This is a genomic window from Paucibacter sp. KBW04 (assembly GCF_003852425.1).
In the GTDB taxonomy this organism is placed as follows: domain Bacteria; phylum Pseudomonadota; class Gammaproteobacteria; order Burkholderiales; family Burkholderiaceae_C; genus Paucibacter_A.
Genome location: NZ_QAJN01000002.1, coordinates 326443 through 348483 on the forward strand (window position 1 = coordinate 326443; position 22041 = coordinate 348483).

The following is a 22041-nucleotide window of genomic DNA, read 5'->3' on the forward strand; positions in this document are numbered from 1 at the left end:
ACTCAAGAGATGCCAATCACCATGCTGAAACTTCACACCAACCTGCTCTTGGGCGCCGCCCTGCTGAGCGGTGCAGCCCTCGCCCAAGCCCCCAAGAGCGGGGCGAACCTGAACGCCCCCGACGCCCCTCCGGGCAAGCCCTTGAACCAGAACCTGCTGCCCGGTGAACCGCCCCACCCGGCGCCCGGCAGCTATGGCTATGACGCCAAGACCGGCAAGTTCAAAATGCCCGAGATGACCCCCGACGCCTATGGTGCCCACCCGGTCGAGGGCAGCCTGCCCTATCTGGACCAAAACACCTACGCCAAAAACTTCAAGCAAGAAGGCTTCTACCCCTTTGTGGCCGGCGCCGGCCACAGCTGGCAGGCCAGCTTTGACTGGCAAGGCCGCCGCTATCTCTACGACTACGAGACCTGGCACTACAACGTCTTCGACATCACCGACCCGCGCGATATGAAGCTGGTGGGCAAGAAAAACTTCGACATCAAGGGCGGCGAACATCAGTTCGGCCCCTTCACCGTCAAGTACAACAAGTCCCTGGGCAAGATGATCGCGGTGCAGTGCTATGAGACGCCGCGTTATGGCGTGGTCTGGAACAAGTACGGCAACCCCGATCAGGTCAAGGCCTTGCGCGACCGCAAGATGCTGCGCGGCTTCCGCATGTTCGAAGTCACCGGCCCCTTGTGGACCGACTGGAAGCTGCTCAGCGAAACCTCGCTGGACCCTTATCACTCGGCCAAAGACCCGGTGCAACAAGGCTCGGGCTGCCAGGACGTGCCGGTCTACGACGGCGACAAATACCTCTTCGTCGCTGGCGCACCCGACGACACCTTTGCCAACACCGAGTACAAAACCTATCTGTTCGCCGGGGGTCAGATGGCCTTCGATGTCTCCAACCCCAGCGAACCCAAACGGCTCTCGATGTGGTGGGCACCGGGCTCGCGCCTGGGCGAGGAAGAGGAATACAAAAAGAACCCGCGTGCCGGCAACAAGACCTCCTGGATGGGCGCGCGCATGCCGCTCTTCATCCCCACCCCGGTCGAAAAAGGTGGCAAGTACGGCTATGCGGCCATGGGCGGCTTCGGCTTTTATGTGATCGACATCAGCGATCCCAAGGCCATGAAGCAGGTGGCGCATATCGATATGCCGGTCAGCGTCACCGGCACCGAGGGCGACAACATCGACGTCTCCAAGGTCGCCACCACGGGCATGGTCTATTACAGCGGCTACCCGATGAGCGAGGACTGCTACGAGCCCTTCAAAGACATCTACGCCATCGATGTGCGCGACCCGCTGAAGCCCAAGATCGCCTACACCCTGCCCCGCCCCGTGCCCGACGCCTCCGCGCCTTTCACCGATTTCTGCCAGCGCCGCGGCAGCTTTGGCCCCAAGCGCAGTGGCTATGCGCAGATCCAGCCCGGCACTCCCAGCCAGCGCTATATGCCTTACAGCTACTACAACGCCGGCATGCAGATGTTTGACCTGAAGGACCCGGCCAAGCCCGTCATCGCCGGCTACTTCACGCCCAAGATGATTGGTGAGATCCCCGTCAGGGACGGCCAGACCCAAAGCATCCGCGCCCTGCCCAATCCGGTGCACAGCATTTTTGTGGAATGGGACCGCAATCTGGTTTGGGTCTTCTCCAACCACGGCATGTATGTCTTGTCCTCCGAACTGCTGGGCAAGCCGGTGACGGGGCTGCCCAAGTGAGTCGCGCGCTGCTGCTTTGTTTGCTGAGCGCGGCAGCGCTAGGGGCGGGGCTTTCGGCGCCGCTCTCAAGCCAAGCACAGGCGCAAGCGCAAGCCAGCGCCGACTGGCGTGCCTTCGACGCCTGCATGGCCTGCCATGCCCGCGACAAGGCCTTGGTCGGTCCCTCTTTCCAAGCCATACGCGAGCGCTACGCCGGCCAGGCCGAGGCGGCCGCCCAATTGGCGCAGCGCATCACCCAGGGCAGCAGCGGGCGCTGGGGGGAGATCCCCATGCCCGCCAATAGCGCGCTCAACCAGGCCCAGGCCCTGGCTGCGGCGCGCTGGATTCTGGGCGAGAAAGCGCCCGCCCCTGTTTCTTCAGTTTCCCCCTCCACCGCAAGTCAAGCGGATCTCTCAAAAAAGGACTGACCCCATGAAGCAAGAAATCAAGACCTCATTCACCCTGTCCCTGCTGGGCGCTGCCACCTTGCTGGCCGCCCAAACCGTCTCGGCCCAAGACCTGGTCGTCAAGATCGGTCACGTCGGCCCGACCAGCGGCGCCATCGCCCACCTGGGCAAGGACAATGAGTTGGGCGCCCGCATGGCCATCGATGAACTCAATGCCAAGGGCGTGGTCATCGGCGGCAAAAAGGTCAAGCTGGAACTGCTGGGCGAGGACGATGCCGGCGATCCCAAGCAAGGCACGCAAGCCGCGCAAAAGCTGGCCGACTCCAAGGTCAACGGCGTGGTGGGCCATCTGAACTCGGGCACCACCATCCCCGCCTCCAAGATTTACTCCGACGCCGGCATCCCGCAAATCTCGCCCTCGGCCACCAACCCCAAATACACCCGCAACGGCTACAAGACCGCCTTCCGCGTGGTGGCCGACGATGTGCATCTGGGCGGCACCCTGGGCCGCTACGCCGCCAAGGACCTGCAGGGCAAGTCCATCGCCGTCATCGACGACCGCACGGCCTATGGCCAGGGCGTGGCCGACGAGTTTGAGAAAGGCGTGAAGGGCGCGGGCGGCAAGATCATCGGCCGCGAGTTCACCAATGACAAGGCGACCGACTTCAGCGCCATCCTGACCAGCTTGAAGGCCAAGAAGCCCGACATCATCTTCTTCGGCGGCATGGACGCCGTGGCCGGCCCCATCATCCGCCAGATGAAGCAGTTAGGCCTGAACGCCAAGCTGATCGGCGGCGACGGCATCTGCACCGCCGAGCTGCCCAAGCTGGCCGCCGGCACCATGGGCGATGGCCAGGTCTTCTGCGCCGAAGCCGGCGGTGTGGACGCCAGCCAGAAGCAAGCGATGGAAGACTTCCGCGCCCGCTTCAAGGCCAACACCAAGTTGGAAGTGCAGGTCTATGCGCCCTACTCCTACGACGCTGTGGGCGTGCTGGTCGCGGCCATGGTCAAGGCCGGCTCCGCCGAGCCCGCCAGATACCTGCCGGTGCTGGCCAAGACCGAGGGATACAAAGGCGTGACCGGCACCATCAGCTTCGACGCCAAGGGCGATATCAAGAACGGCGCCCTGACGCTCTACACCTACAAGGCCGGCGCCCGCGAGCAACTGGCTGTGGTGCGCTGATCACGCAGGCTGAGGAAGAGCAACAAAGATTCCAACAATGCCGGTGGGCGGCCGCAATTCAGGCAGCGGCTGCACCTTCGACACCGGGTTCATGGCCCGACCTGCTGGGCATGGGGAGAGCGTGCTCCAGCAGGTCGGTGCCCATGAACTTCGGCATTAGGCCAAGGCGCTCAAAGGTCTTGCTGGCCGGCCCGACACCGCTCAGGTGATCGGGCTTCTTTTTTTGCCCTAGCTGCAATCAAAGCACTGCACAAAACCCTCCCACGCGCTGCCGCGCAACACGTGCTCGACAAAGCGCCCCCGAGTCAGCTCGCCGATCAAGGCCCGCCAAAAGGCTTGAGCCGCGTGGTTGTTCAACATCTGCCCCACCTCCCAGTAGCCCGGATGAGCCGCGAACACCGCCCGCGCCAGCTGCTGGCCCAGGCCTTGGCGCCGGTACTTTTTCAGGATGAAGAACTGCTCCATCCAGCAGCCCTCTTGCTCTGCCTGGCCTGATCGCAGGGCGCCAGCCACCTTGAGTCTTTGGCTCAGCAAGGCAAAGCCGGCGTAGCGCCTGTTCACCCGCAGCAGATAGGCGCGCCGACCGCGCTCCGCCGTCTCACCGGGCAGGGCGTAGCCAAAGCAGCCCTGCTCGTCCAGGTCCTGATCCCAGATATCGGATAAATCATGTTGATACAGCTCCAACATCTGGCGCAGGGCGGGCCCGTCTGCAGGCAGGGCCGGGCTGATCTGAATCGCCGCTTCAGGCTCAGAGCGCGCCTGGCTCTGCAGGTCTGCTCGCAAACGCTTGTGCAAAAACAGGCGGGGCTGCCCGGCGGGGAAGTCCTCTAGACGGGCAAAGACGCGATAGCCTCGCCGCTCATAAAAGCCCTGAGCCTGCCAGGCAAAGCGGTCGAGAACCACCGCTTGCGCGCCCTGCGTTAGCGCCTGCGCTTCGGCCTGCGCCAACAAGGCCTGACCCAGGCCCTGGCCGCGCGCCGCCTCATCCACCCACAGGGCCTCCACCGCCAGCCAGCCCAGGCACAAGTCCGCCACCACGCCGCCCAGCAAAGCGCCGGCCGGGTCGCGGGCAGAAAGCCAGAGCGCTTGAAAGCTCAGGCCGCCGGTCTCGCGGTTGAAGCGCTGCAGGCGCACGCAAATCTCCTGCGCCTCCTCAAGCTGCGCGGCTTGAATGCTGAAAGCCGGGGTCACCGTTGGCGCCCCGTCCACAACAAAAGCCCTCCCAGCAAGAGCGCCGCCACACTGGCCCACAGCGGCACGGCAATCGTCCCCATCTGACGCACCGTCAGCGTCACCGAGGCCTGCGACAGAACGGCCGTGCTCTGGGTATAGCTAAAGCCATCCAAGCTCAAGCCGGCCACGCCCATCGCGAGCAAAACCACACCCTTCCACTGCTTTGATTTCATGCCCTAGCTCCCATGTCTTTCTGTATTTTTTGTCTCAAATGTTTTGCCTCTCGGTCGAGCGCCACCGACGCCATCGCTCATGGCCAGACAGCGCCTTCAATCAATGTGAAGGCGCAAGTGAGGACCCAGACCTGCGTTGGAACAACTGACAGCGGCGGTTTCAAGCCCCGCTGGTCACCAACTTACTTGACCCGTTCGCCATAGCGAATGCTGACCAAGCGCCCCGACTCGAATCGCAAGGTGGTCATGAACTGACCGTAGCCGGGGTTGTAGGTCCACTCGTCCACGGTTTCGCAGACCTGGGGACGGCGCGGCTGCTCAGGCGCTGGCGTCGGAGTCGGCGCAGGCCCGGCTTCACCCGGCTTGCAAAAAGAGTCCTTGAACACCGGCTCCCCGCACTTGAGCGCGGCCGAGGCCTTGTCGTCGCCCAGATTGACCAGATCGTTCTTGCAACGGAAGGAGCGCGTCTGGGCCTCGGCGGAAAAGGACTGGGTCAAGGCAAGCATGGCCAGCAGGGCCATGAAAGATTGCAGTTGGGTTCTCATCGTCTTGCAAACACGGTAGGTGGGGACCTGTTCCGGCGGCTGGAGTGAGGGCCGCAGCGGATGGCTATGACTCTAGCCGCAATTGCTGCTGCAGCTAAAAGTCAGCTTCAGACGCCGTTCTAGGCAGGTTTTGCACAGCCATTCCCCTTGCACGCGCGCATCGCGCCTCGCTTGCGCCGGTAGTCGCTGACGAGGCCTTGCGAGAACTCCAGCTCGCAACAAGCCAGCAGCCTGGTCTTCAACAATGCGCGGCCCCGGCTCACCCGGCTCTTCATGGCCGCCAGGCTGATGCCTTGGGCGGCGGCCGCCTCGGCCAAGCGGCGGCCCTCGAAGTCGCTGGCGATCAAGGCCTCGCGGTAGATGGCTGGCAGCTGCAAGAGCATGGGCCGCAAGCATTCGGCCAACTGCTGGTGGGCCGACTCGGGCTGCTGCTCCTGCGCAGCGGCCGGGCTCAAGCTCGAAGACGCGTCCGCCTCCATCTCATCCAGCGCCAGCAACTGCGGGCGCGCCGCCCGGTAGTGATCGGCCAGGGCGCTGCGCAAGGCCGCGTACAGCCAGGCGGGCAGATGACGCGGCGCATGCGCGCCCTGGAGCGCCACGCTGGCTTTGAGAAAAACCTCCTGCACCAGATCGTCCACCAAGGCCGGGTCGGCCACACGCCTGCGCACAAAGGCTCGCATGCCTTGGCGCAGGCTGGCAAAGGCGGCCGCCAGATCCTTCTCGGGCTGCGGCGCCGCATCAGCCACAACAAGCGCCCTCGGCAGTAGCGCCATCCGCTTGCAGGGGCAGACAGCATGGGCTTTTGGCCTGCGGCCCATCCGCCGCCGCGGCCCTCAAGGGGATGCAGCAAGCGCCGCTTTGATTGGCCGTGTCCTGGCCGAACACCGGCGCCTCTTCAAGCGTGTGGAAATGCTCCCAGGCCAGGCCTTGCGGGTCCACGGTCCAGTGCTTCTCGCTGCGGGCATAGCAACAGGCCGCATCGGCCTGATCGAGTACATCGGCCTCGCCGGCGGCAGCCTCGGCCAGGCGTTTCAAGCCTTCCAGTTCCTCACGGGAGTCGACCTGGAAGCCGAGGTGATTCACGCCCGTGCTGTGCCCACGCGAGGAGATGGCGAAGTTCAGGCCTGGATCGTCCAACATCCACTTGGCATAGTCCTCCCGCTGCTTGGCGGGGGCTTGGCCGAAGAGCCGGCTGTAGAAGGCGATGCTGGCGCCCAGGTTGTCAACGGCGACGTGAACATGGAAGCGTTTCATGGCGAGGTCCTTTTTTTGGGTCGCATCGAAACTGATGCCCCCGTTTAGACGTAAGCCCGGCTCAAAGGTTGCAAAAAAGAGTCTTGCCCTTCAGATCCAGCGCCGCACCTGGGCCTGATAGCTGTCGTAAGCAGGGCCGAAATGCCGGGCCAGGACGCGCTCCTCGGGCAAGATTTGAAAGCGATTCATATAAAGCACAAAGCCCGGCAGCAAGGCCAAGGCCAGACCATGCGAGAGCAGCCAGGCCCAACCCAACAGCGCCAGCGCGAAGCCCAGATACATGGGGTTGCGGCTGTAGGCATAGATGCCCTCGCGAACCACCTCGCGGCTGGTCTCGGGCCGCGTCGGGTTCACCGTCGTGCCCGCGCGCCGAAAGGCCCAGACACCGGCCGCCGCGCAAGCTGCGCCCAAAGCCATCAACACCGGGCCTAGGCCTTGGGCCCAGGGCAGGCTCAGTTCAAACATCGGCAAGGTGCTGTCCAGCAGCGCCATCACAAGGGCAAAACCCAGCACCAGCAGCAGCGGCGGTACTCTTAACTCAAGGCGATTGAAAACAGGGACTGGGTCCATGGTTCAGGACGGATGTGAGCCGAGGTTCTAGGGTGGTTCGGCGCTCAAGTATCGAGTTTTCTAAGCCTCGCAAAGCGCCTTCAAGCGGCCCAATGCCAAGGGAAACGTCCGCTGCATATAGGCTTCGAAATCGGGCAAAGTTTCCACCACCACGCGCAACTCCGTGCCGTCCACCTGCTTGAGGAAGTGATAGTTCTCATAGGCCGGCGCCCAGGCGCGCACCTCCGCGCTCTCGGTGACATCAATGCCCGCCTGAACCTCACCCAAGTGGCGGATCGACAAGAACTCGGGCGGGCGGCTCTGCGCAATTTCCGCACAAATACCATCGCCCTTGGGCGACAGAAAGCGAATCGCCGCCCCCTCCTCCCATGCGCCCTCAAAGTGAGAGCCCTCGCAGAAAGCCGAGGTCCAGTCGCGATAAGCTTGATCATCCTGCAGCATCTGCCAGACTCGCTCAGGCGCGGCCTGGATCTGCACCGAGAACTGCAAGGTCTTTTTTACCGTCGTCCCACTCATTTATGGCTCCTTTGCTGCGAGGCCCGCACTTTCGATCTGCTTCATGCTAATGACCGGCGAGCGCACCGTCAGCGCAGGCTTTCCCTGGATTGCGAGGCTCACACGCTACCATTCCCAACATCTGGATCTGTCATTGCAGCCACCCGCAGGAGAGCACAAACATGAAAGCCAACAACATCCTCGCCACCATTGGCAACACCCCCCATGTCCGTCTGCAGCGCCTGTTCAAGGGCGTCGCGACCGCCGGCCAGGAGGTCTGGATCAAGTCCGAGCGCAGCAACCCCGGCGGCTCGATCAAGGACCGCATCGCCCTGGCCATGGTGGAGGACGCTGAAGCCCGTGGCCTCTTGCAACCCGGCGGCACCATCATCGAGCCGACCTCGGGCAATACCGGCGTGGGCCTGGCCATGGTGGCCGCCGTCAAGGGCTACAAGCTGATCCTGGTGATGCCGGACAGCATGTCGGTCGAGCGCCGCCGCCTGATGCTGGCCTATGGCGCCAGCTTCGATCTGACTCCGCGTGAGAAGGGCATGAAGGGCGCCATCGCCCGCGCCCAGGAATTGCAGGCACAGAACCCAGGTTCCTGGATCCCGCAGCAGTTCGAAAATCCGGCCAATGTCGCCGTCCATGTGCGCACGACCGCGCAGGAAATCTTGAACGACTTCCCCGAAGGCCTGGACGTGTTGATCACCGGCGTGGGCACGGGCGGACACATCAGCGGCTGCGCCCAGGTGCTGAAAAAAGCCTGGCCCAATCTCAAAGTGTTCGCGGTGGAGCCCAGCGCCTCGCCCGTCATCAGCGGCGGCGCGCCCAGCCCCCACCCCATCCAAGGCATTGGCGCGGGCTTTATCCCGGCAAATCTGCACACCGACCTGCTGGACGGCGTGATCCAGGTCGATGCCGAACCGGCACGTGAGTACGCCCGCCGCAGCGCACGCGAGGAAGGCCTGCTGGTGGGCATCTCCAGCGGCGCCACCCTGGCCGCCATCGCGCAAAAGCTGCCCGAGCTGGCGCCCAATGCCCGCGTGCTGGGCTTCAACTACGACACGGGCGAGCGCTATCTGTCGATCGAAGGTTTCCTGCCGGCTTGATGAGGCCCTAATCCTCCAGCTCGACGCTGACGCCCGCCTGGTCGTTTTCCTTTTTGGCTTGGGCGGCCAACTCGGCCTCCAGCGGGCGCAAGGACTCCATCAATTCGCCCACCGGTTTGGGCTCAACCAGGCGTAAGGCCGGTGGCGGCAAGGCGCTGAGGTAGGCCGGGCCTAGCCAGTACTGCTGCTCCTGGCGGCGCGCCATGTCCAGGCCCAAGTCCAAGCAAACCAGCGCCAGCATGGCAATGGCAATGCGGCGCAGAACACGCGGGCGCGGCCAGATCAGGCTGGCATGCCAAGTCAGCAGCAAGGCCAGGCCGAAGGTGTCGGTCAAGCCCTCCAGCACCATCAGCCGGGGCCAGGAGAAGGCATAGGCCAGGGCGGGAAGCAGCTGCGCCAAAAGCAGGCGCAAGATCAGCAAGCTGAGTGCAATGCGCAAATGGGCGGCAAAAGGGAAGCTGCGCCGGAACAACTGGGTCAGCAAGGCGCAAAAACCCACCCACAGCAGCAAGAGCCCCAAGGGCCCGAGCACGGCCGTGCTGTAGTCCATCCAGCGCGCACCCGGGTCGAGTTGCGACCATTGCTGGCCGACTAACATGGCCAACCAAAGCAGCAACAGGCCCAGCACCTGAAGCATGCCGGGCCGCAGACGCAGATGCTGGCCTTGCAAGCGGTGCAGATGCGACTCCAGGGGCTGCTCAGGTGGCAAGGCCGCGTCAAGGCTGCGCCAGCGCAGCTGGCTGGCGCCGAGCTGAAATTGAGCGCTATCGCCTAGGACTAACTCTTCACCCGCCCGGAGCCGCCGCTCGCCCAGCCAGCCGCCATTCAGGCTGGCCAACATCTGCAACTGCGGGCCGCTCTCCGCCCAGTCCAGTTGCGCATGTTCGGCGGCCAGATGGGGGTCATCCAAAATCCAATCGCAGGCGGCCGAGCGGCCGATGCGCAGCGGCCATTGCGTCACGCGCTGCACCCGCAAGACCTGTCCCTCGCGGCCCAGCAGCTCCAAAACTCCGATGCGCTGCGCTGTCATCATTTCGCTCCGCCGCTGTTGTTGTTGCTGTTGCTGGGGGTCTTTGGCGTCCAGCCAAAGCCCTCAAGATAATGGGCGCTCAACTTCAGCGCATTGTCAAAGCTCACCCCTGCAGCGTTGAAGCGGCCTAAAGCGCCTTGGGTGGAAGCATCCACCGTAGTCACCAGCACGCTCAAATCATGCAAGCCCGCCAGCTTGCGATAGGCACGCAGGCAGACCACGGCACGCAGGGGCAAGCCCTCCTTCGAAGAGACGAACTCCTCTTTGCAGAAAGGCGCCGTGCGGTCCTTATCGTCCCGACCCAGACGCTCATTGCGGAAGCTGGCTGAATACTGCTTGGCAAAACGCAGCGGACCCAGCTTGGCGCCGTCATACACCTCATGGCTCATGGACAGATAGCCCGTCTGCAAACGGCCGTCGATGAAGAGCGCATGCTCCATGCGGCATTGCGAGCGTTGGAACTCCAGGCCCTTGGAGTCGGCCGGCGTGCCGCGCCCCCAGCAACGCATGAACAGCTCCTGCGGCACCGGCAGGCGGTAAATGTCCGCACTGCCAGCCGCCGGCGCCTGCCAGGGCTGGGCAATGAAGCGGGTGCTCAGCTCCTCTTGATAGGCCAGCAACTGCTCACGCAAGCGGCCCCAGGCCGGCTGGCTGATGGGCTTGGCATGGCGGCTGCGCTCCAGCAAGGCCTGGGCGTACTCACCCGGCACCAAAAAACTCATCTGCTGGGCAAAGAACATGGCCGAGACATTGACGCCCACCACCCGCCCCGCCTCGTCCACCACCGGCCCCCCACTCATGCCGGCATTGATGCTGCCCGAGTAGTAAATCAGCGCGTCAAAGCTGCGCTCCACCAGGCCGTTGTAATTGCCTTCCACCACGGCAAAGGCCACATCGTGCGGATTGCCCATGGAATAGATGCGGTCCCCCTTGGCCAGGGGCTGGCTCACAGGACGAAAGCTCAGGCTCCCGCGATTCTTCAGACCCGGCTCCGCGCCCTTGGGCGCCACCACACGCAGCAAGGCCAGATCGCGGCGCACATCAAAGTCCAGCAGCTCCAGCTGGCCCTCCTGGCCATCGGTGCTGGCATAGCGCAGGCGGTAGCGATCGGGCTCCAGCGCGACCTGGCTGATGACGTGGTAATTCGTCAGCACATGGCCTTCTTCGCTGACCAGAAAGCCCGAACCGACCGAAGCCTGGCTGTCCTGGCTCTTCAAGAGTGTGCGGATCTGCAGCAGCTGTGAGCGGGCGCTCTCGTAGACGCGCCTGGCGGTGGCCGAGACGGCTGCGGGCGGCGGCACTGCCGAGGCCGCCGCTGCGGCAGGCTGGGGCTGCGCCGAGGCCTGCCAAGGCTGGCCCAGACTCAAGACCCACAAGGCCTGCAAACAGATGAGGCCCAGGGCCATGGCGGCCTGCCCGGGCTTTGTGTTTCTTTTGCTATCGATGCGGCTGTGCAAGAAGCGCTCCCGTGATCTTGTTGCGCGCCATGCTAGCTCAGCCTGCCCTACTCAAAGCCGAGGCGGTCTGAACACTTGGGGGTCAGCATAAAAGTCGGCCGACTCATTGGCCGGCCACCAGCCGGGAACGCCCAGTACGGGCAAAGGCACAAAAGGTTTGCGCGCCAGCCATTCGGGATCGTCAAGCGCTGCGCAAACCGAGGCCTCGTCCAGCGTGGGGAGGATCAAAACATGGGCGCAGATGGGCTTGCGCGGCAGCATCAGCTTTTCCAGCAGCGCATGGCCAAAAGGCAGCAGCTGGGCTTGCTGCCAATCATCGCGTAACTCAATAAACAAGCGCTGCCAGTCGCGTGCCCGCAAGGCCTCGCACAGGGGCTGGGGCGCGCTGAGAAAGGCCGCGTTTTCATCCAGCACGGTGAGCGCATCGCGCAGGGGCCCGCGCGTGCTGCCGCGCAGATCACCGCGCTCACTCATGTGCAAGGCGTTGAGCCGGGCTTTGAGACGCGGCCACAGCAGCCAGATCAGGCCATTGAGCAGATCGTGTGCGTTGTCTCGCGTGGGCACGCTGGCAGTGCGGTGCACAAAGCGCTCGTAAGCCTCGCCCTCAGGCAAAAGCTCTTGCGGCACAAAGCGCAGAGGCCCGGCGGCCAGAACAATCGGCACCGCGCGCAGGGCAAGCGCCTGGTTCAAGGCCTCGGCCACCGAGTCGCTAGGCCTCAGGGCCTCTAGCAAGACCTGACCCTGCGGCCGGTAAGCTTGGAGCCAGGGCTGGCCCAGCGTTTGCTCAAACGCTGCGGCCAGGTCCGCTGAACTTAGCGCAGCTTCCAAGCCAAAGATTCGCCGCCGCGCAAGGGCTTGAGCTGGGCCTCGCCAAAAGGCACGGCGCTAGGCAAAGTCCAGCTCTCTTTGACCAAGGTCACCTGGGCCGTGTTGCGCGGCAAGTTGTAGAAGTCCGGGCCGTTGAAGCTGGCAAAAGCCTCCAGCTTGTCCAGCGCGTCGGCGGACTCAAAGGCCTCGGCATACAGCTCCAGCGCCGACAAGGCGGTGAAGCAACCGGCGCCACAGACCGAGTTCTCCTTCATCTGCGAGGCATGGGGCGCGCTGTCCGTGCCCAGGAAGAATTTGTGCGAGCCCGAGGTGGCCGCCTTCAGCAAGGCCAGGCGATGCTGCTCGCGCTTGAGCACCGGCAAGCAGTAATAGTGCGGGCGCAGGCCACCCATGAAGATGGCATTGCGGTTGTAGAGCAGATGCTGGGGCGTCAGCGTGGCGGCGGTGAAGTCGTCGGCGCTCATCACATACTCGGCCGCTTCCTGGGTCGTGATGTGCTCGAACACCACCTTCAGCTCGGGCATATCGCGGCGCAGCGGCGTCATCACCCGGTCGATGAAGACGGCCTCACGGTCGAACACATCGACCTCGGGGTCGGTCACCTCACCATGCACCAGCAAGGGCAGGCCGGCGCGCTGCATGGCCTCCAGGGTTTTGTAGCACTTGCGGATATCGGTCACGCCGGCATCGCTATTGGTGGTGGCACCGGCCGGGTAAAGCTTCAAAGCCACCACGCCCGCGTCCTTGGCCCGCGCGATCTCCTCGACCGGGGTCAGGTCGGTCAGATACAGCGTCATCAAGGGCTCGAAGTTAGCGCCTGCCGGCAAAGCCGCCAAGATGCGCTCGCGATAGGCCTGGGCCTGGGCGGCCGTGGTGACGGGCGGGCGCAGATTGGGCATCACGATGGCACGGGCAAACTGCGCCGCCGTGTAGGGCAGCACGCTGCGCAAAGCCGCTTCATCGCGCAGATGCAGATGCCAGTCGTCGGGGCGGGTGAGAGTGAGGGATTGGGGCTGAGCGTGGGGCGTGTTCATGGGCTGTGATTGTCGCAGAGACGGCATTCAGGCATGAAAAAGGCGGTCCGATGGGACCGCCTGATTTGACGCTGAGTCTGAGTTTTAGTGCTGCAGGATCTTGTTGAGGAAGTCCTTGGCGCGTGGTGAGCGCGCATCCGGATTGCCGAAGAATTCTTCGCGCTTGCAGTCCTCGATGATCTTGCCGGCGTCCATGAAGATGACGCGGCTGCTGACCTTCTTTGCGAAGCCCATTTCGTGAGTCACGCACATCATGGTCATGCCCTCTTGAGCCAGCTTGACCATCACGTCCAGCACTTCGCCGACCATTTCGGGGTCCAGGGCCGAGGTGGGCTCGTCGAAGAGCATGACGATGGGGTCCATGCTGAGCGCTCGGGCAATCGCCACTCGCTGCTGCTGGCCGCCGGAGAGCTGACCAGGGAATTTGTCCTTGTGGGCCGACAGACCCACACGGTCCAACATCTTCAGGCCGCGGGCCTTGGCGTCGTCGGGCGTGCGGCCCAGGACCTTGATCTGGGCGATGGTCAGGTTCTCGGTCACGCTCAGGTGCGGGAACAGCTCAAAGTGCTGGAACACCATGCCCACGCGCGAGCGCAGACGGGGCAGATTGGTCTTGGGGTCGGCGAGCGAAACGCCGTCCACCACGATATCGCCCTTCTGGAAGGGCTCCAGCGCATTGACGGTCTTGATCAGCGTGGACTTGCCCGAGCCCGAGGGACCGCAGACCACCACCACTTCGCCCTTGTCGATCTTGGTGCTGCAGTCGGTCAAAACCTGGAAGGGACCGTACCACTTGGAAACATTCTTGATTTCAATCACAGCAAACTCCTCTCGCGGTGGCCTGCCAAAAGGCAGGCACCGGCAACAAATTGATCAGCGGATGATGGCGATCTTCTTTTGCAAGCGACGCACCAGCATCGACAGGCTGAAACAGATCACGAAGTAAACGACGGCTGCCACCAAGTAGGTTTCCACCGGGCGGTTGAAGTTCTTGCCGGCAATCTCGAAGCCCTTGAGCAAGTCGTAGGCACCGATGGCATAGACCAGAGAGGTGTCCTGGAACAGGATGATGGTCTGGGCCATCAGCACCGGCAACATATTGCGGAAGGCTTGCGGCAGCACCACCAACTGCATGGTCTGGCCATAGCTCATGCCCATGGCATAACCGGCAGCCACCTGGCCTCGCGGCACCGACTGAATGCCCGCGCGCATGATCTCGGAGAAGTAGGCCGCCTCAAATACCGTGAAGGTGATGATGGCCGACAGCTCCGCGCCCATGGGCTTGCCGATCAACATCGGGATCAGCAAGAAGAACCACAGAATCACCATCACCAGGGGGATGGAGCGCAGGGTGTTGACGTAAAAAGCCGCCGGGGCAATCAGCCACTTCTTGCCCGACAAGCGCATCAGCGCCAGCACGGTGCCCAGGACGATGCCGCCCAGGGTCGCGATCAGGGTCAGCTGGATGCTGAAGATCAGGCCCTTGAGGATGAAGCTGGAGGCGACGCCCCAGTTGAGGAAAGAAAAGTCGAGATTCATACAGCCTCCCGCTGGGCCGCCCCGAGGGAGGCTGGCGCCCCCTCGGGGGGCAGGAACGAAGTGACGTGGGGGCTCATCATTTGCCGGCTCCCATCATGCCCGGCACCTGGATGCGGTGTTCAATGAAGAGGGCCACCCGGTTGACGAAGAAGGCCGAGACGAAGTACAGCGCCGTGACGGCCAGATAGATCTCCACGCTGCGCGCGGTTTCTTCCGAGGCCTGCATGGCGAACATGGTCAGCTCGGCAATGCTCACCGCGAACGCCACCGAGGAGTTCTTGATGATGTTCATGCTCTCGCTGGTCAGCGGCGGGATGACGATGCGGAAGGCCATGGGCAGCAGCACATAGCGGTAGGTCTGCGGCAGGGTGAAACCCATGGCCAGGCCGGCATAACGCTGACCCTTGGGCAGACTCTGAATGCCCGCCCTCACCTGCTCGGCCACGCGGGCCGAGGTGAAGAAGCCCAGGGCCAGCACCACCAGGATGAAGCTGGGCACCTGGCGCAGGGCAGGGATCAGCGCCGGCAGCACGTGGTACCAAAGAAAGATCTGCACCAGCAGCGGGATGTTGCGGAAGGTCTCCGTCCACGCGTCGCCGATGAAGACCAGGCCCTTGTTGGGCGTGGTGCGCAAGATGCCCATCAGCGAACCCACGAGCAGGGCCACCAGCAGGGCCAGCACCGCGACGCTCAGCGTCCAGCCCCAGGCCGACATCATCCAGTTCAAATAGGTGATATCTCCGCCGCTGCCGAAACAGCTGGGAATCACCTCCCCGTCAATGGTGTTCTTGCAGAACACCTGCCAATCCCATGTAGACACGTCTGACTCCTATCCCAAAAAACTAAGGCCGCACGGGAACGCCCGGGCGGCCTTTGCTCCGGCTCGATTCACGCGTTCAGTTCAAAACTACCGCTCCGAATGCGCCGAGCGCGGCGACTCACTTCTTGGCGTAGTCTTCGGCAGGCTTGTCATTGGGGTTGGCAATGGCGGCCTTCAGGTTGTCGCTCATGGCCAGACCCACCTTGGTGTTCGACGGGGGGATGGCTTGCATCAGCCACTTGTCGTACAGCTTGTTGATTTCGCCGGACTTCATCATGGCCTTGATGCTGTCGTCCACAGCCTTCTTGAAGGCGGGGTCGTCCTTGCGGAACATGATGGCGATGGGTTCCACCGACAGCACTTCGCCAACAATCTTGTAGTCAGCCGGGTTCTTGGACTTGGACACCAGGCCGGCCAGCAGGGAGCCGTCCATCACAAAGGCGTCGGCACGGCCGGATTCCAGCAGCAGGAAGCTGTCGGCGTGATCCTTGCCGAACACTTCCTTGAAGTCCAGGCCGGAGGCGCGCTCATGCTTGCGCAGGGTCTGCACCGAGGTCGTGCCGGTGGTGGTGGCAACGGTGCGGCCAGCCAATTGGTTGATGGAGTTGATGCCCGAGTTGGCCTTGGTGACCATGCGCACTTCTTCAACAAAAGTGGTCACGGCAAAGGACACATCCTTCTCGCGCGCCTTGTTGTTGGTGGTGGAGCCGCACTCGATGTCCACGGTGCCGTTTTGCACCAGGGGGATACGGTTTTGCGAAGTCACGGGCTGGTACTTGATGTCCAGCTTGGCCAGGCCCAGGCTCTTTTGCACATCGGCCAGCACGCGCTGGCAGATCTCGACGTGGTAACCCACGTACTTGCCATCGCCCAGGGTGTAAGACAGGGCGCCGGAGGACTCACGCACGCCCATGGTCACGCTACCTGCGTCCTTGATCTTTTTGAGGGTGTCTTCAGCATGCACCGCGCCAACGGCAGCGGCGGCCAGGGCCAGAGCGAGGGTTTGGGCGAGCAGAGATTTCTTCATAAACACTCCAGTAAAAAGGGGCGCGGATAAGCGCTGAAAAAAGGTATGCACAGACTTGCCAGCAAGACATGCTGCAGATACCGAAGGAGAACACGTGGATGGCACTATCCACATAAGTGGTTACACGAATTCGATGATCGAACGAGGTCAAACAAATGAGGACGCCGGGCGCATGACGCACATCAGGGCGCTGTGAGGAAATCCCATAGCGCCAGGGCTGAAGGCTTGTTGCGGCGAGACAGCTCGGGCCGCTCGCGGTAGATGCGCAACTCCATGGTCAGCTCAAACTCACCCGGCGCCGCCGCTTGCACCAGGCGGCCGGCCCGCAGCTCCTGCTGTACCGAGCTGGCCGGCAAAAAAGTCAGGCCGTGGCCTTCCAAGGCCATGGCCTTGAGGCCCTCGGCCATATCGGTCTCATAAATAGCGTCAAGGTTCAGCGGCACGGCGGAGGCCTTGGCGATCAACTCAACCAAGCGCCCCAGATAAGCCCCGGAGGCATAGCTGAGAAAGGGAATCTTGGGGCCGCCCTGGCTGACCGCGCCCTTGGCCTTGGCTTGCGAGGGCAGTCGAAACAGCGGCCGGCCCTTGGGGTCGGCCTTGGCATAGGCGGCTAGCGTCTCTTGGCCCAGGGAGGCCATCTCGTAGCGTTCGGGGTCCAGCTGCAAGGGCTGGCTGGCGTGGTGATACACGATCAGCAGATCGCAATTGCCCTCGCTCAGCTGCAACATGGCGTCATGCACATTGAGCGCATTGAGACGGCTCTTCAACGCACCGAAGCGCTGGCGCAGATCCATCAGCCAATGCGGGAAGAAGCTAAAGGCCAGCGAATGCGGCACGGCGAACTCAATCATGTCCTGGCCGGCGGCCTGGTGGCTGCGCAACATATTGCGAGTGGCCTGCAGATTGCCAAGGATCTCCACCGCCTGGGCCAGCAAGGTTTCACCGGCGCCGGTGAGACGAGTCGGGTAGGAGGATCGATCCACCAGATCCGTACCCGCCCAGGCCTCCAAGGCTTGGATGCGACGCGAAAAAGCCGGCTGAGTCACATGCCTCAGCTGCGCCGAGCGCGAAAAGCTGCGCGTCTCGGCCAGGCTCACGAAATCTTCAAACCATTTGGTCTCCACGCCCGCAGTGTAGCCGGGCGGCCCGGGCCGACCGGTGGGCTCACAAGCCAGCGCCGCCGAAGCTCGCCCAGACCGAGCTGTCGCGCCAAACCGCCTCGTGTTTGCCCTGGATCCGCCCTTTACCCCCCTTGATTGAAGGGGTAAGCCATGCACTATTTCACAAAGTCTCTGGCTACATTCAGCCCGACGGATCCCGCAAACCCCGCAAACCACGGAGCTAACCTATGTTGGCAAAGAGAACCCTGATCGCATGCTTTTGCCTGGGTGCTAGTTTGACGGCGCAGGCCGCCCCCCTCTTGATGGACTTCGAGGGCGTCCCCACCGCCACCAACAATCTGGTGAGCGGCGTCAACCCCTATAGCGCGGACGTGCAGTTCCTCAGCAGCGCCCTCAGCGTCACCAGCGCTTGGCCGGACTCCCCTGGTGGGGGCCTGGGTGGAGGCCTGTTCTTCCGCGACCCAGCGATTTATGGCTCAGGCACCCGCGGCGCCTTGTTTATGTCGGGCGTTGAAGATGCGCAAGGCAATACCTCTCTTGTGTTCAATGTGATGGGCGGCTTCACGGAGCATTTTTCCATGCTGTTCGCGTCCTTGTCGGCCAGTGCTTCGGTGCAGGTCTTTGACGGGCTGAATGGCCAGGGCCAGCAGTTGGGCGGGCGCGGCATCTCAAGCACCGCCCCCTGTGTCGATCCCAATACCGGCGCCACCTTGTCCGACTTCGTCTGCAACTGGGGCACGGCCGACATCAATTTCAGCGGCACGGCGCATTCGGTCCGCATCAGCGGCAACAACTCGGCCTTTTATCTGGACGATATCCTGCTGGGCCAATCCGGCGGAGGCACCCTGCCCGAACCCGGCAGCATGGCGCTGAGCTTGGCCGCCCTGGGCGCGATGGCCTGGCGAGCCAAGTCACGCAAGCCCTGAACCTGACCTCCAAGCTTGAGCGCAAAGGGCCGCATACGCGGCCCTTTTGCTGGGTACTTTCGGAATCGCGCTCAGCCTGCTGCGCCGCTTTGCTGCAAACGCCACATGCGGGCGTACACGCCTTGCTGGGCCAGCAAGGCCTCGTGAGACCCGCGCTCGACGATGCGGCCGGCCTCCAGCACCAGAATCTCATGCGCGTCGACCACGGTGGACAGGCGGTGGGCGATCACCAGCACCGTCTTGTTCTGGCCGGCGGCGTCCAGCTCCGCTTGAATGGCGCGTTCGTTGCTGGAGTCCAGCGCCGAGGTCGCCTCGTCAAAAATCATCAGGGGCGGGTTCTTCAGCAAGGTTCTTGCGATCGCCACACGCTGCTTCTCGCCGCCGCTGAGCTTGAGCCCACGCTCGCCCACCATGGTCTCGTAACCCTTTGGCGTGGCCGAGATAAAGCCATGGATATGCGCCGCCTTGGCCGCCGCCTCCACCTGGGCCTGGGTGGCCCCGGGCTGGCCGTAGGCGATGTTGTAAGCCACCGTGTCATTGAACAGCACCGTGTCCTGCGGCACGATGCCTATGGCCCGGCGCAGGCTGGACTGGGTGACGCTGCGCAGTTCCTGGCCGTCGATGGTGATGCGGCCGCTGTCGATGTCGTAGAAGCGGAACAGCAGGCGCGCCAGCGTGCTCTTGCCCGAACCGCTAGGCCCCACCACCGCCACCTTTTTGCCGGCCGGGATCTCAAACGACACGTCATGCAGGATGGGCCGCGCCTTGTCGTAGGCAAAGCTCACATGCTCAAAGCGCACGGCCGCGCCCTGCACCTGCAAGGTCTTGGCATCGGGCAGATCGGCCACCTCGCGTTCACGCTCCAGGAGGCCGAACATCTTTTCCAGATCGGTCAGGCTTTGCTTGATCTCGCGGTAGATCACGCCCAAGAAGTTGAGCGGGATGTAGAGCTGGATCATGAAGGCGTTGACCATCACCAAATCGCCCAAGCTCATGCGCCCCGCCACCACGCCCTCGGTGGCGCGCCACAACATCAGCACCAAGGCCGTGGCGATGATGAGCTGTTGGCCGGTGTTGAGCAGCGAGAGCGTGGATTGCGACTTCAGCTGGGCACGGCGCAGCTTCTCCAGGCTCTCGTCATAACGCTGGGCCTCGAAGTCCTCGTTATTGAAGTACTTGACGGTCTCGAAATTGAGCAAGGAGTCGATGGCCTTGCTATGTGCCACCGAGTCCAGCTCATTGAGCTGCTTGCGGAACTTGGTGCGCCACTCGGTCACGGTGATGGTGAAGCCGATATAAAGCACCAGAGCAGCCAGGGTGATCCAGGCGAACCAGGCATCGAACTTGATGGCCAACAGGCCCAGCACCAGGGCCACCTCGATCAGGGTCGGCACGATGCTGTAGAGCGAGTAAGAGATCAGCGAATGCACGGCGCGGGTGCCGCGCTCGATATCGCGGGTCATGCCGCCGGTCTGGCGCTCCAGATGGAAGCGCAGGCTCAAATCATGCAAATGGCGAAACACCTGCAGGGAGATGGAGCGTGCCGTGCCCTCGGTGGCCTTGGCGAAGATCAGCTCGCGCAACTCGGTGAACAGCGAGGTTGACAGACGCAAAGCGCCGTAGGCGAACAGCAGGCCCAGGGGCACGACGGCCATGCTCTGCACCGAACCGGGCTTGATGGCCAGGCTGTCCACCAGCGACTTGAGCAACAAGGGCACGCCCACATTGGCGAACTTGGCGCACAACATAAAGCCCAGGGCGATGGCCACCCGCCAGCGGTAGCGCCACAGATAGGGCAGCAGCTTGCGGACCGTCTGCCAGTCGCCACGTGGCGCTGGGCTGGCCGCTTCGGGCCCGCTGGGCATGGCAATGGCAGGGCTTTTTCGCATGTGGCTGTTGGCTTCGCTTGGGCTCGTTCAGAATGGAGGCTGATTCTCTCAGGCTTAGCTCATGCCCAACACCAGCGATCTTTCCTCCAATAACAACAGTCACCTGCCATCCGCTACCTCCCCCGCCATGCCGCGCGAGCTGGTGTTGCGCGTCATGCCCATGCCGGCCGATGCCAATGCCAATGGCGATATCTTCGGTGGCTGGATCATGGCCCAGGTGGACTTGGCCGGCTCCGTGCTGCCCAGCCGCGTCTCGCGCGGCCGCGTCACCACCGTGGCGGTGAACGAGTTCGTGTTCAAGCAGCCGGTTTCGGTCGGCGATCTGCTGTCCTTCTACGCCCAAGTCACCCGCATCGGCCGCACCTCCATCACCGTCCATGTGGAGGTGATTGCCGAACGCAATCCGGCGGACCCACAAGTGGTCAAGGTGACCGAGGCCAATCTGACCTATGTGGCGATTGACCGCGAGGGCAAGCCACGGCCTTTTGCAGAGGCACAGGCGCAGGCCTAACTTCTTAGTTAAACGCTCCCATGAACGCCCTCAGCTCCAGCACAAAGACCCGCGTCTTGATCCTGGGCGGTGGGGCCATGGGCAGTGCCCTGGCGGCAGCCCTGAGCCAGAGGCCCGGCTGGGCGGAGCGCATCAGCGTGCTGGAGCGCGACCCCACATATGCCCGCGCCTCCTCGGCACTGTCCGCCGCCTCTATCCGCCAGCAGTTCAGCACGCCGCTGAACATCGCCCTCTCGCAATACGGCTTGCAAACACTGCGGGCTCAGCCCCAGGCGCAGCTGCAGGAGCGCGGCTACCTCTACCTGGCCACCCCAGCGGGCCGAGCACGACAAGAAGCCCTGCACAGCCTGCAGCGCAGCCAGGGCGCCAGCATCGATTTGCTCAAGCCTACCCAGCTGCGAGAGCGCTGGCCCTGGCTGGCCACCCAGGACTTGAGCCTGGGCAGTTGGGGGCGCTCCGGTGAAGGCTGGTTTGACGGCTGGGGCCTTTTGCAAGGCCTGCGCAGCCAAGCGTTTCAAGCCGGGGTGCGCTACCTGCAAGGCGAGGCAGTCGCCCTGCGCACGGAGCCGGGCAGCGGTGCGCTGACGGGGGTGGAGAGCACGCTCGGGTTCTTGCAGGCCGATGTCTATGTGCTGGCCTGCGGCGCTTGGTCGGGCCGGCTGGCCGCCACGGCCGGCCTGGCCGTGCCCGTGAGTGCCAAGCGGCGCAGCGTTTACGGTTTTCGCAGCCCGGAAGTGGCGGCAGGCTGCCCGCTGGTCATCGACCCCTCGGGGCTTTGGTTCCGCCCCGAGGGCGATCAATTCATCTGCGGCGGGCCGCCCTTGGGGCCGGACGAAGACGATTTGCCGCTGGAGCCCGAGCCCGATCTGTTCGAGCAAAAACTCTGGCCCGCCCTGGCCGAGCGGGTGCCGGGCTTTGAGTCCCTGCGCCCCACACGCGCCTGGGCCGGCTATTACGAGATGAATAGTTTCGACCACAACGGTCTGGTCGGCGCGCTGGACACCTGCCCCAATCTGCTGCTGGCCTGTGGCTTTTCGGGCCACGGCCTGCAGCACGCCGCCGGCGTGGGCCGGGGCCTGGCCGAGTGGCTGGAGTTGGGGCGTTATCAAACGCTGGATCTGTCGCCGCTCTCCGCCAATCGGATCGCGGCGAACACGCCGGTGGTCGAGCTCAATGTGATCTGAACTCGACGCCGGCG

The 22041-nt window shown here is 63.5% G+C and carries 24 protein-coding genes; 7 read left to right on the forward strand and 17 right to left on the reverse strand.

The genetic code is table 11. From position 1 onward, the window contains the following. Positions 1 to 21 precede the first annotated feature (21 nt). From DBR47_RS04970 to DBR47_RS04980, 3 genes are read left to right on the forward strand one after another with little or no spacing between them, the layout of a single operon-like run. A complete protein-coding gene (locus DBR47_RS04970; protein WP_197046872.1) occupies positions 22 to 1710 on the forward strand; it encodes a hypothetical protein in 1689 nt (562 codons plus the stop codon). Beyond that, complete coding sequence (locus DBR47_RS04975; protein ID WP_197046873.1) at positions 1707 to 2117, forward strand: c-type cytochrome; 411 nt, start codon at positions 1707 to 1709, stop codon at positions 2115 to 2117. The genes DBR47_RS04970 and DBR47_RS04975 overlap by 4 nt, the downstream gene beginning before the upstream one ends. Before the next feature lie 4 nt (positions 2118 to 2121). Further along, the gene (locus tag DBR47_RS04980) at positions 2122 to 3279 is read left to right on the forward strand and encodes a branched-chain amino acid ABC transporter substrate-binding protein (protein ID WP_124447530.1); all 1158 of its coding nucleotides are present in this window, start codon (positions 2122 to 2124) and stop codon (positions 3277 to 3279) included. 228 nt (positions 3280 to 3507) lie between these two features. Here DBR47_RS04980 and DBR47_RS04985 read toward each other — a convergent pair whose 3' ends face one another. The 7 genes from DBR47_RS04985 to DBR47_RS05015 all read right to left on the reverse strand — a co-directional run bounded on the left by DBR47_RS04985 (position 3508) and on the right by DBR47_RS05015 (position 7570). After that, positions 3508 to 4488, reverse strand: a complete 981-nt coding sequence (locus DBR47_RS04985) for a GNAT family N-acetyltransferase (protein WP_124447532.1) — start codon at positions 4486 to 4488, stop codon at positions 3508 to 3510. After that, positions 4467 to 4685 (reverse strand): hypothetical protein, encoded by a 219-nt coding sequence (locus DBR47_RS04990; protein ID WP_124447534.1) that lies wholly within the window; start codon positions 4683 to 4685, stop codon positions 4467 to 4469. Before DBR47_RS04990 ends, DBR47_RS04985 begins: the two co-directional genes overlap by 22 nt. A gap of 182 nt (positions 4686 to 4867) precedes the next feature. Continuing rightward, complete coding sequence (locus DBR47_RS04995) at positions 4868 to 5230, reverse strand: DUF2845 domain-containing protein (protein WP_124447536.1); 363 nt, start codon at positions 5228 to 5230, stop codon at positions 4868 to 4870. Between the two features lie 119 nt (positions 5231 to 5349). Further along, positions 5350 to 5976, reverse strand: coding sequence for a sigma-70 family RNA polymerase sigma factor (locus tag DBR47_RS05000; RefSeq protein WP_197046874.1), 627 nt, complete (start codon positions 5974 to 5976; stop codon positions 5350 to 5352). After that, positions 5969 to 6484 carry an ArsI/CadI family heavy metal resistance metalloenzyme gene (locus tag DBR47_RS05005; RefSeq protein WP_124447540.1) on the reverse strand — a complete coding sequence of 172 codons (516 nt, stop codon included), beginning with the start codon at positions 6482 to 6484 and terminating at the stop codon, positions 5969 to 5971. The genes DBR47_RS05000 and DBR47_RS05005 overlap by 8 nt, the downstream gene beginning before the upstream one ends. Positions 6485 to 6574: 90 nt before the next feature. After that, a complete protein-coding gene (locus DBR47_RS05010; RefSeq protein WP_124447542.1) occupies positions 6575 to 7054 on the reverse strand; it encodes an isoprenylcysteine carboxylmethyltransferase family protein in 480 nt (159 codons plus the stop codon). A 60-nt stretch (positions 7055 to 7114) separates the two neighbouring features. Further along, positions 7115 to 7570: an SRPBCC domain-containing protein gene (locus DBR47_RS05015; RefSeq protein WP_124447544.1), complete on the reverse strand. Its 456-nt coding sequence runs from the start codon at positions 7568 to 7570 to the stop codon at positions 7115 to 7117. Between the two features lie 161 nt (positions 7571 to 7731). On the opposite strand from DBR47_RS05015, the gene cysK reads away from it, so the two are divergent. After that, complete coding sequence (cysK, locus tag DBR47_RS05020; RefSeq protein ID WP_124447546.1) at positions 7732 to 8661, forward strand: cysteine synthase A; 930 nt, start codon at positions 7732 to 7734, stop codon at positions 8659 to 8661. A 7-nt stretch (positions 8662 to 8668) separates the two neighbouring features. On the opposite strand, the gene DBR47_RS05025 is transcribed toward cysK, so the two are convergent. From DBR47_RS05025 to DBR47_RS05065, 9 genes are all read right to left on the reverse strand, one after another. Continuing rightward, positions 8669 to 9691 (reverse strand): FHA domain-containing protein, encoded by a 1023-nt coding sequence (locus DBR47_RS05025; RefSeq protein WP_197046875.1) that lies wholly within the window; start codon positions 9689 to 9691, stop codon positions 8669 to 8671. After that, positions 9691 to 11097 carry a serine protease gene (locus DBR47_RS05030; protein ID WP_124447550.1) on the reverse strand — a complete coding sequence of 469 codons (1407 nt, stop codon included), beginning with the start codon at positions 11095 to 11097 and terminating at the stop codon, positions 9691 to 9693. The genes DBR47_RS05025 and DBR47_RS05030 overlap by 1 nt, the downstream gene beginning before the upstream one ends. A gap of 102 nt (positions 11098 to 11199) precedes the next feature. Beyond that, complete coding sequence (locus tag DBR47_RS05035; RefSeq protein WP_370454866.1) at positions 11200 to 11976, reverse strand: DUF3025 domain-containing protein; 777 nt, start codon at positions 11974 to 11976, stop codon at positions 11200 to 11202. Beyond that, positions 11961 to 13010 carry a dihydroorotase gene (gene pyrC, locus DBR47_RS05040; protein ID WP_124447552.1) on the reverse strand — a complete coding sequence of 350 codons (1050 nt, stop codon included), beginning with the start codon at positions 13008 to 13010 and terminating at the stop codon, positions 11961 to 11963. Before pyrC ends, DBR47_RS05035 begins: the two co-directional genes overlap by 16 nt. A gap of 84 nt (positions 13011 to 13094) precedes the next feature. Then, positions 13095 to 13829, reverse strand: a complete 735-nt coding sequence (locus DBR47_RS05045) for an amino acid ABC transporter ATP-binding protein (protein ID WP_124447554.1) — start codon at positions 13827 to 13829, stop codon at positions 13095 to 13097. Between the two features lie 54 nt (positions 13830 to 13883). After that, a complete protein-coding gene (locus tag DBR47_RS05050) occupies positions 13884 to 14549 on the reverse strand; it encodes an amino acid ABC transporter permease (protein ID WP_124447556.1) in 666 nt (221 codons plus the stop codon). 76 nt (positions 14550 to 14625) lie between these two features. After that, complete coding sequence (locus DBR47_RS05055; RefSeq protein WP_124447558.1) at positions 14626 to 15369, reverse strand: amino acid ABC transporter permease; 744 nt, start codon at positions 15367 to 15369, stop codon at positions 14626 to 14628. 118 nt (positions 15370 to 15487) lie between these two features. Continuing rightward, on the reverse strand, positions 15488 to 16396 hold the full coding sequence (locus DBR47_RS05060) for an amino acid ABC transporter substrate-binding protein (RefSeq protein ID WP_124447560.1): 909 nt from the start codon (positions 16394 to 16396) through the stop codon (positions 15488 to 15490). 182 nt (positions 16397 to 16578) lie between these two features. Beyond that, complete coding sequence (locus DBR47_RS05065; RefSeq protein WP_124447562.1) at positions 16579 to 17520, reverse strand: LysR substrate-binding domain-containing protein; 942 nt, start codon at positions 17518 to 17520, stop codon at positions 16579 to 16581. Between the two features lie 224 nt (positions 17521 to 17744). Between DBR47_RS05065 and DBR47_RS05070 the strand changes: the two genes are divergently transcribed. Then, positions 17745 to 18443 carry a hypothetical protein gene (locus tag DBR47_RS05070; protein ID WP_124447564.1) on the forward strand — a complete coding sequence of 233 codons (699 nt, stop codon included), beginning with the start codon at positions 17745 to 17747 and terminating at the stop codon, positions 18441 to 18443. A 71-nt stretch (positions 18444 to 18514) separates the two neighbouring features. Here DBR47_RS05070 and DBR47_RS05075 read toward each other — a convergent pair whose 3' ends face one another. Continuing rightward, positions 18515 to 20332 carry an ABC transporter ATP-binding protein/permease gene (locus DBR47_RS05075; RefSeq protein ID WP_124447566.1) on the reverse strand — a complete coding sequence of 606 codons (1818 nt, stop codon included), beginning with the start codon at positions 20330 to 20332 and terminating at the stop codon, positions 18515 to 18517. Positions 20333 to 20459: 127 nt separating this feature from the next. On the opposite strand from DBR47_RS05075, the gene DBR47_RS05080 reads away from it, so the two are divergent. Further along, positions 20460 to 20843 carry an acyl-CoA thioesterase gene (locus tag DBR47_RS05080; RefSeq protein ID WP_231512140.1) on the forward strand — a complete coding sequence of 128 codons (384 nt, stop codon included), beginning with the start codon at positions 20460 to 20462 and terminating at the stop codon, positions 20841 to 20843. A 20-nt stretch (positions 20844 to 20863) separates the two neighbouring features. After that, the gene (locus tag DBR47_RS05085) at positions 20864 to 22027 is read left to right on the forward strand and encodes an FAD-binding oxidoreductase (RefSeq protein WP_124447570.1); all 1164 of its coding nucleotides are present in this window, start codon (positions 20864 to 20866) and stop codon (positions 22025 to 22027) included. Positions 22028 to 22041 lie beyond the last annotated feature (14 nt).